Raw genomic sequence first — 15,931 nt, forward strand, 5'->3', positions numbered from 1 at the left:
ACCAATCAAATAATTTTTTCTAACGTTTCTACATTATTTTTGGTAAATACTTTGAAAATCCACCTGCGAGATTTATGTGGAATAGCCTCTTTAAGTGCTTTCACATAAATGTCCCCGTCTTTGTAAAATATTTTGTACAGATTATACTTACCTTTTTTATATTCTTTTGTTATCCCATCATCTTCATAAAAATATCCCGCCGCTTTTCCACTGTACGCGACTACCGTTGCGTTTACAAATTCGGGCTCTTTTTCAAACAGGTAATTCATTGCCTTCCAGCGTGGTACTATTGTACCATCTATCTGAAAATAAGGGATAATCTCAAGAGGTGCATCAATGCAATGCCAGCCTTTTGAGAAAAATTTATTATTGTTCAATTCCAGAGCTCTTTTTGGAAGATAAACTACCCTGTAATATTGACCAGGTCTATATACAGGAGCTATCAATAATGAACTCCCCAGCATAAACTCATCTTCTATATTGTATGTTAATTTATCTTTCTCAAAATGATAGAACAAAGGCACTAAAAGTGGAACATTTTTCAATATACCTCTCATATATTCTGTATAAATATACGGTATAAGAGTATATCTATTCTGTATAACTTTTTTCAAAATATCCTCATATTTTTTTCCAAAAGCCCAGGGTTCTTGATTTCGCGTCCCAATGGCGGAATGATTTCTAAACATAGGAATAAAGCTTCCAAATTGCATAAATCTTATCAGTAATTCTGCGTTTACATCTCCTCCAAATCCTCCAACATCGCATCCTGAATAAAACACCCCGGATAAACTAAGAGAAGAAAGTCTTATCATTTCAAGAAAAATATGTTCCCACCAGCTATGATTATCTCCTGTCCAAACACCACCATAACGTTGAATTCCACTGTAAGCTGATCTTGTTATTAAAAATTTTCTTTTATTACTTTTGATCCCTTCAAACGCTGCACGATTCATATTGAATCCGTATACATTTCTAACTTTATAATGAGGTTCCCCATCTAAATGTACTATATCCTCGCCCCTACCTCTTCTTCCAATTTCGCCAACTGTTCCAGCCTTAATAGCTAAATTTACACCTTCTTCAAGTGTAGAATTTTTAAACAAATTTCTTATTTCTTCCAATTCTTTTTCAGTAGCAAATACAGATATTTCATTCATATCGTTCCAGAATCCATCAATACCAATTTTCGAAAATTCATTCACATATCTTCCCCACCATTTCCTGACTTTCCTCTCCCTAAAATCAGGAAACCTTACTCTTCCAGGCCACACCGCGCCTTCAAAGTCTTTCCCGGAATTATCTTTCAAAAAGTATTTGTTTTTTCCACTTTCAAATACCTCGTAACCTTTTTCCACCTTAACACCTGGATCAATAATAGCACTTATTTTAAATCCCATCTTATGAAGTTTTCCCACCATTTTTTCCGGAGAAGAAAAGGTTTTAGGATTCCATGTGAAAACTTTATAACTATCCATATAATCAATATCAAGCCAGATAACATCACATGGAATTTGCCTGCTTCTAAACTTTTTAGCAATCTCCAAAACTTCTTTCTGAGAAAAATAACTCCATCTACTCTGCTGATAGCCAAAGGCCCATATAGGGAAAGCTGTGTTTTTTCCAGTGAGTTTTACATAACTTGAAACAATTTCCTTTATGCTTTTCCCGGTAATAACGTACTGCACAAAACCTCTACCTTTTATTTTAAACGTAAATTCGCCATTTCCTTCGCTATCTAAATCTATCTCTAAATATCCAGGATAATCAGTGAACACTCCGTGCTTAATACCATTAGAGTCTATAAATATATAAAATGGAAAGCTTTTGTATAAAGGATCAGTACCAGGATGATGAGTATAATTATCTGTATTCCAGAATGTGTATCTTTTTCCACGTTTGTTAAGTGCTCCAACTTTATCACCAAACCCATAAACTAATCCTTCTGAAACTCTCCGTTTTAACACAAGAAACCCATCTTCTGAAAAGAACTCAATATCCTCAAAAATATTCTCAATTTTATAAAGACCTTCATCAGAACATTCTAATTCTACAGCTATTCTTTTATTTACCACAGCTTCGCTATCAACATCTGGAATCCCGTAAACTAACTTATAAATAGACATTTCAACAACTCCTTTATCAATTTTTCTTTATTCCAGTATTATATTGTCTATTAACCTTGCCTTTCCTACAAAAACAGCTAACGCAATAAGAACTTTATTTTCTATGCGATCAACCGGTTCCAGAGTCTGTTCATCAACTATTTCTACATAATCCACTTTTAAAAGAGGATGATTTAGAATCTTCATCATTTCACTCTTTATACTTTTCGTATCAACAACTCCTTTTTCAAATAATTCCTTAGCCTTCATGAGGGATTTGTATAGTCTCACAGCTTCTTTTCTTTCACTCTCATTTAAATAAGTATTACGAGAAGACATCGCCAAACCATCTACCTCTCGAACAATAGGCATTTCAATTAATTCCACATCCATATTCAAATCCCTGACCATTCTTCGAATAACTCTAAATTGTTGGGCATCCTTCTGGCCAAAATATGCCCTTGTTGGTTTTACTATGTTAAACAGTTTGGTTACTACAGTACAAACTCCCCTGAAATGACCAGGCCTTGAACGGCCACAAAGACTCTTTGAAAGTTGCTGCTCTTCAACATAAGTTGAAAAATCTTTCGAATACATTTCAAAAACATCGGGAACAAATACAAAATCCACTTTGTAAGACTTCAAAAGTTCCAGATCTCTCTCTAAATCCCTGGGATAATTTTCAAAATCCTCCCCTGGACCAAACTGGGTAGGATTCACAAATATACTTACAACAACTATTTCATTGTCTTCCCGCGCTTTTTTCACAAGGGCAAGATGGCCATCATGTAGATACCCCATGGTAGGAACAAACCCTATGCTCTTACCCTTTCTAAAAAAGTTAGTTGAAATCTCCTTCATCTCCTGTATAGACTTGATGACTTCCATTAAAAATTGCCCCCTTTTTGTAAGTGCCATCCTCAGATTTATACACAAGTCCTTTTAGTTCTAAAACCGTCAATTGTATAAGCAAATCACTAACAGACATATTCATAAAAATCGCTATCTCATCAAAAGTTTTCTCTTCTAATAATTCCAGAATTTGCCATTCTACTTTACTAATTTCAATCTTCTCTTTCTTAGCCACAAACCCATAAAACTCTAAAATCTCCCCTGGATCAGTCACCGGCTGAGCTCCATTTTTTATCAAATAATTAGTTCCTGTGGAAGTTTCTCTATAAATATCTCCTGGTATGGAAAATACATCACGACCAAAATCAGCCGCAAAATTAGCAGTAATAATTGCTCCACTTTTCCTTCCGGCCTCTGTAACTAAAACTCCCTTTGAAACTCCTGCAATCAATCTGTTCCTTTCTGGAAATGTGTACTTTTTCGGTCGACTCCATGGTAAATATTCACTTATTACACAACCATTAGAGATTATATTTTCGTATAAAACAGAGTTTGAGCGCGGATAACAGTATTCCACACCACTACCAAGAACCGCTACAGTCTTCCCTTCTTTTAAGGCAATCGTATGAGCAATAGTATCTATACCAAAAGCTAATCCACTTATTATAACAAATTTTTTGGATAATTTCGACACAAATGTTTCAGTTACTCTTCTTCCATATTGTGTAGCTTTTCTTGTTCCTACTACCGCAAAACATTCACTATTTAAAAGAGAAAAATCACCTTTATAAAATAAAATAGCTGGTGGATTCCAAATATTTTTCAACAACTCAGGGTATTCCTCATCCCAGAAACTTACAATTCCATACTTTTGATTTTTCAAATCCTGTTTAATTTTTTGATAAATATCTTCTATTTCTATTTTTCCTGTTCTTTTTACCACACTTTCAAACTTAACGTTTAAATTTCTATACGCTTCTAAATCTTTAACTGAAAAACCCTGAGAATATAAAATCGCTAATTCTATATTATCCATTATGACTCCATTATTTCTTTTATCTTTTCGGTAACTCCAGATTTCCTACCAGGCAAACATTTATCATAAGAATCTCCTTTTTTCACCACTGCATTTGCATAACCTTCACATCCAGGGTATCCACATGCCCCGCAATTTATCCCGGGAAGTACTTCCAGAACCATTTTTACCTTTGGATCTTCTTCAACCTTGAACTTTTCATTACTGTACGCTAAAAAAAGTCCAAAAGCCAATCCAAGAGCTCCCATAACAAGCGCCGAATATACTACCACCACAAAAATCACCTCCCAAACATTTTCTTCAATAATATTTTAACACAAACTTTTCATTCACAAATATAATATGTACAGAGTGTCTCTGTCAAATAATTTGATACTATTTTTCCCTTTTCATTCTTTTTCACTAATTTCACCATTTCTCGCAAGATCCTTCATCGTTTCACTCTTCAGGACAGGCCTTGCTAATCTTGCTAACCTCGCTAACACTCGCCAATTAAGATTCCTCACCCTTCGGGTTCGGAATGACAATCCCTTTCTTTGTCATCCCGAGGAATGTAATGACGAGGGATCTTATTTTTTGTTACCAACCTCGCTAACACTCGCAAGATCCTTCGCACTCTGTGCTCAGGACAAGCCTCGCTAACACTCGCTAAATTTCTTTTTATATGCTAAAATATTTTAGACTTCACTTTTCTGGGGGTTAAAAATGTCCATATTCACAAGCAGTTTATTGTTTGCAACTGCCACTTTCTTTTCCCGTATTTTAGGACTTGTAAGGGATGTTTTGTTTGCAAAATATTTCGGAGCTTCTTATGAACTTGATGCATATTTTATTGCAATCATGTTTCCATACTTTTTAAGACGGGTATTTGCCGAAGGGGCAATGACATCTGCTTTTGTTCCTCTATATTCTGAATTTAAAGATAAAGAAGAAAAAGATAAATTTGTATCTTCAATTATAAACGGTTTTACAATCATAATACTTTCTTTGCTGATCATCGTATTTCTCTATCCAGGTATCATTCCAGCAATTTTTGGTAGTGGAGCATCTTTTGAGACAAAAAATCTCGCCTCTAAACTTTCAAAAATTACCTCTCCTTTTATTTTCTTCATATTTTTGTGGGCAATATCTTACTCTATAGCGAACACTCATGGCCGTTTTTTTTGGCCAGCACTTACTCCTGCTTTTGCAAATATTACAATCATTTCTGGAATACTACTTTCAAAAAATTATGGAATACTCGCTCCATCTCTTGGATTTTTATCTGGTGGTATATTAATGTTTGTATCTCTTTCAAAAATACTACTTCATCATAAATATTACGTTACTCTAAAATATTTTAAAAACTTTTTAAAACTTTTCCTTCCGTCGTTTTTTGCAATGACAATTTCTCAAATTAACACAATAGTAGACATGAACATCGCATCTTTTTATGGAACAGGTGGTGTTTCATATCTCCAGTATGCGTCAAGATTTTACATGCTTCCATACGGTCTTTTCGCTGTATCAGTATCAACTGTTGTTTTACCAAAAATCGCATCAGATAGAGACAATTTTTCAGCACATCTTAAAAATGCTATGTCCACCGCTTTATTTTTTACATTTCCAGCTACACTTGGCTTAATAGTTCTTTCAACACCGATAATAAGGTTTTTTTACGAACACGGCCAGTTTACTGGAAAAGACACAATAATAACTTCCTCTGTTTTAGTTGGATACAGTTTAGGATTGCCATTTTATGGACTGTACTCAACTTTATCTCGGGCAAATCACGCAATCAAAAATATGAAAACACCCTTTTTTGCAACTATCCTTGTTGCGTTAATAAATATTATTTTGGATGTAATTCTTGGTTTAAAATATGGACCAACTGGTATAGCAATCGCTACGAGCATAGCCGGAGCAGCCGGTTTTGTTTATCTTTTTACCAGAACCAGGGTTTTTCCAATAAAAGATAGTGTTAAAATAGCCATTTCTTCTGGTATTATGATTATGGTTGTAATATTCACAAATAAACTCTCCTCGCAAAAATACTGGCTATTTTTTACAATAGGAACTGGTACAGCAATTTATTTTGTTACTTCTTTTATACTTTTTAGAAAAAGAATATGGAGTGTTCTAAATGCTTGGAGAAAAAATTCTAATATTCAATAAAATTGACAGTACAAATGAATATTTAAAAGAAAATTACAAAAAACTTCCAAATGGAACAGTAGTTGTAGCCACAACTCAAACAAATGGTAAAGGGCGTTATGGTAAAAATTGGGCTTCTCCAGAAGGTGGGTTGTGGTTTTCTATATTATTAAAACCCAGAAAGCCACAACCTGGTGACTTTTACACCAAAATTTCTTCACTGGCATTAATTAACATTTTAAAAAAGTATGGAATAAATGCCAGAATCAAGTGGCCAAATGATATATATGTGAACAAGAAAAAATTATGCGGAATTTTAACAGAAGCTGTATACAAAGGGGAATTAGAAGCTGTTATTATAGGCATAGGCCTTAACGTAAACAACGAGATCCCAGAACACCTTAAGAATACAGCCATCTCCATAAAACAATTAATAGAAAGACGCATAAACCCTTTGCGTTTTCTAAATAATTTCTTGAAAAAACTACGAACATTACACGCAAAATATAAAAACACTCCAACTCTTCTCACAGAAAATTGGAAAAAATATCTCTTGTTTAAAGAAGGAGATAGAATTATAATAAATAACAGAGAAATACTTATACTAAAAATTGAAAAAGATTACATGATAGTTCAGGATTGTTTAACAATAAAAAGTATAAGAAGCATTCATGAACTTGAAGGTACTGTTTAATAATACACTCAAATAAAGGAGGGAGCATCATAAATACAGATATAAAGGAAGTTATCCAGAACATTATTGATGAAATCAAGGAAATAGTAGGAAATCAGACATACAATGACGTGGTAGTGGCTTTTTCAGGAGGAATGGACAGTACCGCTGCTTCGTTGTTGATGAAAGAGGCGTTAGGTGCTGAGCATGTTGAACTTGTCAACGTATTGTATGGTCCATTTACCTATTCTAAAAGCATAGAAATAGTCAAAAGTGCTGCAAAAAAAATGGGGTTAAAATTAACATTTGTTGAATCCAGAAAACAAATTGAGATCTGGAAACACGGTCCATCCTGTAATATGTGTACACGCATTGTAAAAATGGGAACTGTTCAAAATTATGCTAAAGGAAGATTGATAATAACAGGCTCCAATGCATGCGACACATGGGGGCAAACTGGGCTTAAACTCTTTAACGGTATGTACGCTCCACTTGGAGATTTGAACAAAACAATGATAAAAAAAGTTCTTGACTATTACAACTTCAAAGTTGAAAGAATAGGTGAGCATGCAACAAGAGAAGGATGTAAATTGAAACATCTTCTGAAGATTATGGCAAACCCGGAATATCATGGTAAAGCTGTTGACTATGCTAATGAGATATTGCTAAAAATGGTACCAAGAGGAATGAAAATTGCAAATGTGAAGATCGTTGGACCACTTTCGAAAAACATTGCCATAATCAATGTGGAACCAATGGTGGAAAATATTGACGACATTGCCAGCGAAATATCAAAAATTGACGTAATTGATGAAGTTATAATTGCAAAAAAACCGTTAAAATTAACAATAATTGCAAATCCTTCTATATTCAGAGTAGAAAATTCCAAAAAATGGATATTAGAAGGGAAACTGCAACCTGAATTTGCCGTTCCAATCAAGATTGAATGGAAAGAATCGAAAAATAACAAATTAAGGACTTTTCACGTAGTTGGGGTGGAAGAATGGAAGAATTACGAAATGGAGAAAGAGCTGTACTTAAAGAGCTCGAAAGAATCATCGAATACGAATTCACAGACAAAAAGTTGTTGTTCACGGCCCTCTGCCATACCTCCTATGCAAATGAAATGAATCAGATAAATAGGGCCATTGAAAGTAATGAAAGATTGGAGTTTTTAGGGGATGCTGTAATAGAATTGCTCGTTTGTGAAACTCTTTATAAAGAGTTTCCTGAAAGTTCTGAGGGAGAAATGTCCCAGGTAAAATCGGCAGTAGCAAGCGAAGAAACTCTATCTGAAATAGCAAAGAAAATACGTTTAGGTCATTTCCTTTTTCTGGGTAAAGGTGAGGAAAAAACTGGTGGCAGAACAAGAAATTCTATTCTTGCGGATACCCTTGAAGCAATTGCAGCCGCTTTATACTTAGACGGTGGATTTCAAACAGTAAAGAATGTTCTAAAAAAATACCTGGATAATTACATACTTGATTATATTAGTGGCAAAAAAATTTTTGACTACAAAACAAAACTTCAGGAATTAACTCAAGAACTTTTTAAATGCCTTCCAAAGTACAAAACTGTTGAAAACCAAAGGGGATTTACTTCGCAAGTTATTATAAATGGGACAGTGTACGGTATTGGACAGGGAATTTCCAAAAAAGAAGCAGAAAAAATCGCAGCGGAAAAGGCGGTAAAATTAATATTAAATTCCAGGGAGGTTTGATTCATGGAAAATGAATTCAAAGAATACAATATAACATGGGAAAGATACGAAAAAGCCCTTACAAAAATCCTTAAAGATTTTGCTAATAGAGGGATAGAAGAAGTAAGCCTGGAGGAATTATGGATAGAAACATCCCTTCCAAAAGATTTAATTCTTGAAATTTTAGAAAGAAAAAATATAAAATTTCCAGATGAAATTCTCAAAATTTTTGACGGAGAAAAAGTAATATGGAGTCGTGAGAAAAGTTGATTATATCAACATTTTCTGCTGTTTTAACCCCTTTTCTTATTATCTTAATTGGTTTTATTTTTGGAAAAATTTTTCCGTACGATTTAAAGATAGTCTCAAAAACAGCATTATGGCTCATGGCTACAATAGTTACTTTCACGTTCATAAATGATTATACTCCAACATTGAGCCAGCTAAAAGATTATGGAATAGGAATGATTATTCTTTTCTTTATCTCACTTTTAATCACTTATTTTTCAAAAGAAAAAGATATATTTCTTGTATCCTCAGTCTATGTCAATTCTGGATACCTTGGATATCCTGTGTTGTATTCTCTCTGGGGAGAACGTGCTATGGCATATGGAGTGATTTATTCTTTAATGAATATATTAATTGGAAGCTTATTACTGCCAATATTTATAGGGAAAAAAGTAAACTTTAAAAACATTCTAAAACTTCCATACTTTTATACACTAATAGTGGCTTTCATTCTCGGCCATCTCGGAATCAGTTATAGATCCATACCTGAACCTCTTTTAAATTCACTGTTAATGTTAAAAGATTCCGCAATTCCGTTTCTCCTATTATTCGTAGGTTTATCACTTTCAAGAATAAAATTTTCTAAGGGTTCAATGTTAACTATTTCACTCAGTAGTCTACTAAGGTTAATAATAATTCCAGTATTTGGCTTAATATTTTCACAGGTGTATAAAATGCATGGAGAATTTGGAAAAGTCTTCGTTCTTGAAAGTGCCATGCCTGTTGCTGTAAATAGTGTGATTTTAATGGATGCACTTGGAGGTGACACACCTTCAATGAGTTTGAGTGTTGCAGTAACAACTCTTTTATCCATTATTACCTTGCCAATCTGGGCTTTTGTTCTCGAACAAATATTTTAATTTGTGAAATTTGCTGAATTTGAAGATTATGTTATTTTATTTGTAATTGTATTAACTTAATCTTTAATTACAGGTGTTTAATTTTCACTAATTTGTGATATAATGTACTTGAAATGATGTATAACTACCGAGTTGCTTTGTTTTTCTGCTATTGCATGTGAAAAAAATCATTAATAACATACCTAAGGAGGGATATGAATGGTTAAAATTCACATCAACAACCGTGAATATGAGGTCCCGGAAGACATTACAGTACTGGAAGCTGCTCAAAAGGTTGGTATACAAATCCCCACTTTGTGTCATCATCCGGAATTAGAACCAATAGGTGCATGTAGAGTATGTGTTGTTGAAATTGAAGGTTCCAGAACACTCCAGCCGGCCTGTACAACAAAAGTAGTTGACGGTATGAAAATAAAAACTTATTCCGATAGAGTGGAAAATGCTGTAAAATTCAATCTCTCGCTTATCATGGCAAATCATCCCAATGATTGTATGTATTGTGAAGCTGATGCAAGATGTGAACTAAAAAAACTTGTCCACAAATTTGACGTAGAAGAAATTTTCCCAAAATCAGATATTCCTGACATATTCGATGATAGTAGTCCTTCTATTCAAAGAGACTTATCAAAATGTATTAAATGTCAAAGATGTGTAAGAGTATGTAGTGAAATTCAGGGTATAAATGTATACTCAATGATTGATAGAGGTTACCATACACTTCCACAAACTGCATTTGATGCTCCCGTTTACGAAACAGATTGTATTTCCTGTGGTCAATGTTCATACATCTGTCCTGTTGGTGCCATATACGAAACACCCGACTGGAAAAAGGTACTTAAAATCCTTGAAAGAAAAGAAAAAATACTCGTAGCCCAAACAGCTCCATCAACAAGAGTTGCAATAGGGGAAGAATTTGGAATGGAACCTGGTTCTGTAAGCACCGGTAAAATGGTAGCAGCCTTACGAAGATTGGGGTTTGACTATGTATTTGACACTAACTTTGCCGCTGACTTAACTATTGTAGAAGAAGGAACAGAATTAATTGGAAGGCTCAAAGAAGGTGGCCCATTCCCAATGTTTACAAGCTGTTGTCCAGGCTGGATTAATTTGCTCGAAAAACTCTACCCGGAATTCATTGAAAATGTATCCAGTGCAAAATCTCCTCAGCAAATGATGAGTGCTGTTATAAAATCGTATTTTGCAGAAAAAATCGGCGTGAAACCAGAGGATATAATAATAGTTTCAGTTATGCCATGTACCGCGAAAAAAGATGAAATTAAAAGACCGCAGCAAAAAATCAACGATATACAATCAACAGATTATGTAATTACTACAAGAGAACTTGCCAAGCTCATAAAACTTAAAGAAATTAACTTCTCTGGATTGCCAGATGAAGAGTACGATAATCCACTTGGCGCTTCAACAGGTGCTGCTATCCTATTTGGTGTTACAGGTGGTGTCATGGAAGCGGCACTGAGAACCGCATACGAAATTCTCACAAATGAAAAATTACCAAAAGTTGTCTTCGAAGATGTTAGAGGCCTTGATGGAGTAAAAGAAGCTGAAGTTGATGTCAAAGGTAAAAAAATAAAAATAGCAGTTGCTCATGGGATGGCAAATGTAAGAAGACTGCTTGATGATTTAAAAGAAGGTAAAAGATATTACGACTTTATTGAAATCATGGCATGTCCCGGTGGTTGTATAGGTGGTGGCGGACAACCTAAGAGTCTTGATCCAGAAATCTTAAGAAAACGTGCTGAAGCTATTTATAGTCTTGATGAGAGAAGCACAATTAGAAGATCACACGAAAATCCATACATAAAACAACTTTACGAAGAATTCTTGAAAGAACCTAATAGCCATCTTGCACACGAACTACTACACACGTACTATACTGATAGATCAAAGAAAAAAGTGGAAGTTTCACAATAAATTTTGTGTATAAAAAAATAAAAATTAATAGTTCTTTCTGAGGTGAAGGGTTATCTGTTTAACCTGACACCAAGGAAAGGGGAAATCAAAACTTTAAGAAAATTATTATACCCCCTTCCTTGGTGTCAATAAAGGAAGGGGGTTATTTATAGTGAATACAAGTGAAAGGTATTACACAGTAGACATAATTGTGAATGACAGAGACAAAGCGTATGATAAGGTAAATGAAATACTCCATGATTTTGCAAAATATATAAAACTGCGAGTTGGTTATCCCGTAATTGAAGAGAACTTCGCAGTAATCTTTATCATATTTAAAGCCACAAATGATCTTCTTGGAAATTTTACAGGAAAACTTGGCCAAATCCAAAATGTGCGTGTAAAAAGCATTCCTATAACAAAGTGAGGTGATACATAATGTTTGTATTTGTGAAAGAAAAACTTGAAGAGAAAACATTTATACCTGAAGAAAAGATATTTGAGCTCTTAGAAACAACACAAAAACCTGATCCTAAAAGAGTAAGAGAAATTCTTGACAAATCACTAAACAAGCAAAGATTAGAACCAGAAGAAGTAAGCACTCTCTTAAATGCTGACAGTGAAGAACTGTGGGAAGAAATCTTTTCAGCTGCTAGAAAGCTCAAAGAAAAAGTGTACGGAAACAGAATTGTTTTGTTTGCGCCGCTATATATTGGTAACGAATGCTACAACGACTGTGAATATTGTGGTTTCAGAGTTTCTAATAAAGAGGTTCTGAGAAAAACTTTAAGTATAGATGATTTGAGAAAAGAAGTTGAAGCCCTTGTCAGTAAAGGCCATAAAAGACTCATAGTTGTTTATGGCGAACACAGCAAATATTCCCCGGAGTTTATAGCCAAAACAATTGATGTTATTTACAACACAAAAGTTGGTAACGGCGAAATCAGAAGGGTAAATGTTAACGCCGCACCACAAACCGTCGAAGGATACAAAATAATTAAGAATGTTGGGATAGGCACATTTCAAATTTTCCAAGAAACATATCATAGAGAAACGTATAGAAAAATGCACCCGCGAGGTCCAAAATCAAATTACGCGTGGCGACTCTATGGGCTTGACAGAGCTATGCTTGCAGGAATAGACGATGTTGGAATAGGAGCATTATTTGGTTTATACAACTGGAAATTCGAAGTTATGGGATTGTTGTACCACACGATTCATCTTGAAGAACGTTTTGGCGTGGGGCCACATACTATATCTTTCCCGAGAATAGAACCAGCTGTAGGTACGCCTGTTGCACAAAGACCTCCATATCAAGTAAACGATGAAGAATTCAAAAAGTTAGTAGCTGTTTTAAGATTAGCGGTACCCTACACCGGTATGATATTAACAGCACGTGAACCTGCCGATTTAAGAAGGGAAGTGCTGAAACTTGGAGTCTCTCAAATAGATGCGGGATCAAGCATAGGAGTGGGTTCATATTCTGAAAAAGATCCTGAGGTAATTAAAAAGAGTCAATTTATTCTTGGCGATAATCGTTCACTTGATGAAGTAATTCGAGAACTGCTTCAGGAAGATTACATACCTTCTTTCTGTACAGCCTGTTATAGAGCTGGAAGAACAGGGGAACATTTTATGGAATTTGCTATTCCAGGTTTTGTAAAAAGATTTTGTACCCCAAACGCTATATTTACTTTAAGAGAGTATTTGAATGATTATGCTTCACAAAAAACTAAAGAAATTGGATATAAACTTATTGAAAAAGAACTTGAAAAAATTGATGAAAAACGAAAATCTTCCGTAATCGACGGACTCAAAAAAATAGATAAAGGTGAAAGAGATGTCAGATTTTAAAAAAATTAAAGAAATTCTGGAAAAAATAGCAAGAAAGTATAACTGCAAAATCTGGATATGTGAAAAAATAGGAAAAAGAATTTCCTTTATAGAAGGGCTCAAAGCAGGAAAAGAATTTTTCATGCCACCTCAAATTGTTTACGAAGATAATGAAATAATAATATTTACCGAAAACCTGACAGAAACAAACGATGAATTTCACACCTTATTAAAAGAGGTGATTTACCTTGTCCATAATAGATAAACTTGTAACCAGAAGAGATTCAGTAACTCTTGAAGACCTTGAATATCTACTTTCAACGGAAAAATACGATGAGATTATATTTGAAAAAGCGGACGAAATTCGAGAAAAATATGTTGGAAAAGAAGTGCACTTAAGGGCCATTATTGAGTTTTCAAATATTTGTACGAAAAGCTGTCTTTACTGCGGGTTAAGAGCGGAAAATAAAAAGCTAAAAAGGTATAGAATGTCTCCTGAAGAAATAATAAAAAGAGCTGAATTAATAGCAGAAAAAGGTATCAAAACAATTGTTTTGCAATCAGGAGAAGATCCATACTATACAACTGAAATAATAGAATATTTAATAAAAGAGATCAAGAAGTTTGATGTAGCAATAACCTTAAGTATAGGCGAAAGGAAGTTTGAAGAATACAGAATATGGAAAACCGCAGGTGCCGATAGATATCTTATGAGACATGAAACAGCATGTCCTGAGTTATACAACAAACTTCATCCAGATGATTCTTTTGAAAACAGAAAAAAGCATCTCTTTGAACTTAAGAAAATCGGCTATGAAACAGGAGCAGGTTCTATGGTAGGATTGCCCGGGCAGGGCCCGCGTGAACTTGCAATGGACATACTCTTTACTCGCGAACTAGATGCTGACATGGTAGGAATTGGACCATTTATTCCAAATCCAGATACACCACTAAAAAATGAAAAAGGTGGTGATTTAAACACCACACTAAAAGTCATTGCTTTGACACGCTTGCTGTTACCTACAGCAAATATTCCTGCCACCACTGCGATGGGAAGTATACATCCTTTTGGCAGACAAAAAGCACTAAAATGTGGAGCTAATGTTATAATGCCAAACCTCACACCAAATCCTTATAGACCAAATTACACGTTATATCCAGGAAAGATTTGTCTTTTTGAAGCAGACACAGCCTGTGTGGAATGTGTAAAAGGTATGATTAAGGGATTAAGTCGAAACGTTGGAAAAAGTTATGGTTTCCGTGTAAAATTAACTAATGTTTAAAAAGAGGCCCTTTAGAAAAGGGCCTCTTATACTATTTTATAGTTAATTTGATTTAAAACTTTTTCAGGTAATCCATTTGAGACTGAGTCAAATAATCTATTTCTATTCCAAGAGTTTTAAGCTTCATATATGCAACTTTTTTATCAAGCTCTTCTGGATATTCATACACCTTATTTTCAAGATTTTTGTAATTTTCTGACAAATACATCAAGGAAAAAGATTGCAGCGCAAAAGACAGATCCATAATTTCTATTGGATGTCCATCAGCAGCGGCCAAATTCACAAGTCGCCCTTCACCTATTACAAATATTCTTTTCCCTTTTATCCTGTATCCCGTAACATTCTGACGCGCTTCAAACTTCTCTTCTGCCATTTTTTCTATCTGCTCCATAGGAATTTCTACATTAAAATGGCCTGCATTTGCCAGAATAACACCATCTTTCATTTTCAGCAAATGCTCTTCTTTTATTATGTCTTTATTTCCCGTAGATGTAACTATTATGTCTGCTTTTTCAACTGCTCTATCCATATTTGAAACTTCAAAGCCATCCATCAACGCTTCAACTGCTTTTACTGGATCAACTTCTGTAATTATTACATGAGCGCCTAAACCTTTCGCTCTCATTGCGATGCCTCTACCACACCATCCATATCCTGCTACCACTACATTTTTACCTGCTATTAATGAATTTGTATTCCTCATAATAGAATCCCACGTCGATTGACCGGTTCCATATCTGTTATCAAATAAATGTTTCATTCGAGCGTTATTAACTGCTATAACCGGAACTTTTAATTTACCTTCATCCTGGAGTACTTTTATTCTTCTCACTCCTGTAGTTGTTTCTTCTGAAATACCTTTAAGATTTTCCAGAACTTCCGTTCTTTCTGTATGGGCTATCACCGTTAAGTCAGCACCATCATCTAAAATTAAATCTGGCTTGTGGTCTAAAACATTATGAATCGTTTTTAAATATTCTTTTTCATCGTGAGTTCTTTTTGCGTAAACGGTTATTCCCATCTCACTTAAAGCTTTTGCAACATCATCCTGAGTAGAAAGAGGATTACATCCTGTGGCAATCACTTCCGCACCCAATTTATTTAATGTAAGTGCAAGATAAGCAGTTTTTGCTTCCATATGAATTGCCATCCCTATTTTCCAGCCTTTAAAAGGTTTCCCAAGCCTACCAATCTCGTTAAGAAGAGGCATATAGTTTGCTACCCATTCTATTTTCTTTCTTCCCATACTCATATTTTC

At 34.6% G+C, this 15,931-nt stretch carries 16 protein-coding genes; 11 read left to right on the forward strand and 5 right to left on the reverse strand.

Annotated elements, in window-relative coordinates; all coding sequences use genetic code 11:
• Positions 1 to 5: 5 nt before the first annotated feature.
• Genes JYK00_RS08025 through JYK00_RS08040 form a run of 4 tightly spaced genes read right to left on the reverse strand, consistent with a single transcriptional unit; the run spans position 6 to position 4,268 of the window.
• The gene (locus JYK00_RS08025; RefSeq protein WP_207566391.1) at positions 6 to 2,126 is read right to left on the reverse strand and encodes a glycoside hydrolase family 31 protein; all 2,121 of its coding nucleotides are present in this window, start codon (positions 2,124 to 2,126) and stop codon (positions 6 to 8) included.
• Between the two features lie 27 nt (positions 2,127 to 2,153).
• The gene (gene panC, locus JYK00_RS08030; RefSeq protein WP_207566392.1) at positions 2,154 to 2,993 is read right to left on the reverse strand and encodes a pantoate--beta-alanine ligase; all 840 of its coding nucleotides are present in this window, start codon (positions 2,991 to 2,993) and stop codon (positions 2,154 to 2,156) included.
• Entirely contained in the window at positions 2,947 to 3,993 is a 1,047-nt protein-coding gene (dprA, locus tag JYK00_RS08035) for a DNA-processing protein DprA (RefSeq protein WP_207566393.1), read from the reverse strand. Before dprA ends, panC begins: the two co-directional genes overlap by 47 nt.
• Complete coding sequence (locus JYK00_RS08040; protein ID WP_207566394.1) at positions 3,993 to 4,268, reverse strand: RnfABCDGE type electron transport complex subunit B; 276 nt, start codon at positions 4,266 to 4,268, stop codon at positions 3,993 to 3,995. Before JYK00_RS08040 ends, dprA begins: the two co-directional genes overlap by 1 nt.
• A 430-nt stretch (positions 4,269 to 4,698) precedes the next feature.
• Between JYK00_RS08040 and murJ the strand changes: the two genes are divergently transcribed.
• The 11 genes from murJ to hydE all read left to right on the forward strand — a co-directional run bounded on the left by murJ (position 4,699) and on the right by hydE (position 14,673).
• Positions 4,699 to 6,147 carry a murein biosynthesis integral membrane protein MurJ gene (gene murJ / locus JYK00_RS08045; protein WP_207566395.1) on the forward strand — a complete coding sequence of 483 codons (1,449 nt, stop codon included), beginning with the start codon at positions 4,699 to 4,701 and terminating at the stop codon, positions 6,145 to 6,147.
• Positions 6,116 to 6,820 carry a biotin--[acetyl-CoA-carboxylase] ligase gene (locus tag JYK00_RS08050; protein WP_207566396.1) on the forward strand — a complete coding sequence of 235 codons (705 nt, stop codon included), beginning with the start codon at positions 6,116 to 6,118 and terminating at the stop codon, positions 6,818 to 6,820. The genes murJ and JYK00_RS08050 overlap by 32 nt, the downstream gene beginning before the upstream one ends.
• Before the next feature lie 62 nt (positions 6,821 to 6,882).
• Entirely contained in the window at positions 6,883 to 7,929 is a 1,047-nt protein-coding gene (locus tag JYK00_RS08055; RefSeq protein WP_407701732.1) for a 7-cyano-7-deazaguanine synthase, read from the forward strand.
• The gene (gene rnc / locus JYK00_RS08060) at positions 7,887 to 8,519 is read left to right on the forward strand and encodes a ribonuclease III (RefSeq protein ID WP_266097030.1); all 633 of its coding nucleotides are present in this window, start codon (positions 7,887 to 7,889) and stop codon (positions 8,517 to 8,519) included. Before JYK00_RS08055 ends, rnc begins: the two co-directional genes overlap by 43 nt.
• Positions 8,520 to 8,522: 3 nt before the next feature.
• Positions 8,523 to 8,768: a hypothetical protein gene (locus tag JYK00_RS08065; RefSeq protein WP_207566398.1), complete on the forward strand. Its 246-nt coding sequence runs from the start codon at positions 8,523 to 8,525 to the stop codon at positions 8,766 to 8,768.
• Positions 8,765 to 9,646 carry an AEC family transporter gene (locus tag JYK00_RS08070; protein ID WP_228288148.1) on the forward strand — a complete coding sequence of 294 codons (882 nt, stop codon included), beginning with the start codon at positions 8,765 to 8,767 and terminating at the stop codon, positions 9,644 to 9,646. Before JYK00_RS08065 ends, JYK00_RS08070 begins: the two co-directional genes overlap by 4 nt.
• Before the next feature lie 198 nt (positions 9,647 to 9,844).
• The gene (locus JYK00_RS08075; protein ID WP_207566399.1) at positions 9,845 to 11,578 is read left to right on the forward strand and encodes an NADH-dependent [FeFe] hydrogenase, group A6; all 1,734 of its coding nucleotides are present in this window, start codon (positions 9,845 to 9,847) and stop codon (positions 11,576 to 11,578) included.
• A gap of 148 nt (positions 11,579 to 11,726) precedes the next feature.
• Positions 11,727 to 11,984: a TM1266 family iron-only hydrogenase system putative regulator gene (locus JYK00_RS08080; protein WP_207567671.1), complete on the forward strand. Its 258-nt coding sequence runs from the start codon at positions 11,727 to 11,729 to the stop codon at positions 11,982 to 11,984.
• An 11-nt stretch (positions 11,985 to 11,995) separates the two neighbouring features.
• Positions 11,996 to 13,411: a [FeFe] hydrogenase H-cluster radical SAM maturase HydG gene (hydG, locus tag JYK00_RS08085; protein WP_207566400.1), complete on the forward strand. Its 1,416-nt coding sequence runs from the start codon at positions 11,996 to 11,998 to the stop codon at positions 13,409 to 13,411.
• Positions 13,398 to 13,655 (forward strand): hypothetical protein, encoded by a 258-nt coding sequence (locus JYK00_RS08090; RefSeq protein WP_207566401.1) that lies wholly within the window; start codon positions 13,398 to 13,400, stop codon positions 13,653 to 13,655. Before hydG ends, JYK00_RS08090 begins: the two co-directional genes overlap by 14 nt.
• A complete protein-coding gene (hydE, locus tag JYK00_RS08095) occupies positions 13,645 to 14,673 on the forward strand; it encodes a [FeFe] hydrogenase H-cluster radical SAM maturase HydE (protein ID WP_207567672.1) in 1,029 nt (342 codons plus the stop codon). Before JYK00_RS08090 ends, hydE begins: the two co-directional genes overlap by 11 nt.
• Positions 14,674 to 14,725: 52 nt before the next feature.
• Here hydE and JYK00_RS08100 read toward each other — a convergent pair whose 3' ends face one another.
• Positions 14,726 to 15,925, reverse strand: coding sequence for an adenosylhomocysteinase (locus JYK00_RS08100; protein WP_207566402.1), 1,200 nt, complete (start codon positions 15,923 to 15,925; stop codon positions 14,726 to 14,728).
• Between the last annotated feature and the right edge of the window lie 6 nt (positions 15,926 to 15,931).

It is taken from the genome of Thermosipho ferrireducens (assembly GCF_017358165.1).
Lineage (GTDB): Bacteria > Thermotogota > Thermotogae > Thermotogales > Fervidobacteriaceae > Thermosipho_B > Thermosipho_B ferrireducens.

What these genes read in the sequence shown, in the direction of transcription:
- JYK00_RS08025 (WP_207566391.1), bottom strand. Translation starts at nt 2,126, where the DNA reads ATGTCTATTTATAAGTTAGTTTACGGGATTCCAGATGTTGATAGCGAA.
- panC (WP_207566392.1), bottom strand. Translation starts at nt 2,993, where the DNA reads ATGGAAGTCATCAAGTCTATACAGGAGATGAAGGAGATTTCAACTAAC.
- dprA (WP_207566393.1), bottom strand. Translation starts at nt 3,993, where the DNA reads ATGGATAATATAGAATTAGCGATTTTATATTCTCAGGGTTTTTCAGTT.
- murJ (WP_207566395.1), top strand. Translation starts at nt 4,699, where the DNA reads ATGTCCATATTCACAAGCAGTTTATTGTTTGCAACTGCCACTTTCTTT.
- JYK00_RS08050 (WP_207566396.1), top strand. Translation starts at nt 6,116, where the DNA reads ATGCTTGGAGAAAAAATTCTAATATTCAATAAAATTGACAGTACAAAT.
- JYK00_RS08065 (WP_207566398.1), top strand. Translation starts at nt 8,523, where the DNA reads ATGGAAAATGAATTCAAAGAATACAATATAACATGGGAAAGATACGAA.
- JYK00_RS08075 (WP_207566399.1), top strand. Translation starts at nt 9,845, where the DNA reads ATGGTTAAAATTCACATCAACAACCGTGAATATGAGGTCCCGGAAGAC.
- hydG (WP_207566400.1), top strand. Translation starts at nt 11,996, where the DNA reads ATGTTTGTATTTGTGAAAGAAAAACTTGAAGAGAAAACATTTATACCT.
- JYK00_RS08090 (WP_207566401.1), top strand. Translation starts at nt 13,398, where the DNA reads ATGTCAGATTTTAAAAAAATTAAAGAAATTCTGGAAAAAATAGCAAGA.
- JYK00_RS08100 (WP_207566402.1), bottom strand. Translation starts at nt 15,925, where the DNA reads ATGAGTATGGGAAGAAAGAAAATAGAATGGGTAGCAAACTATATGCCT.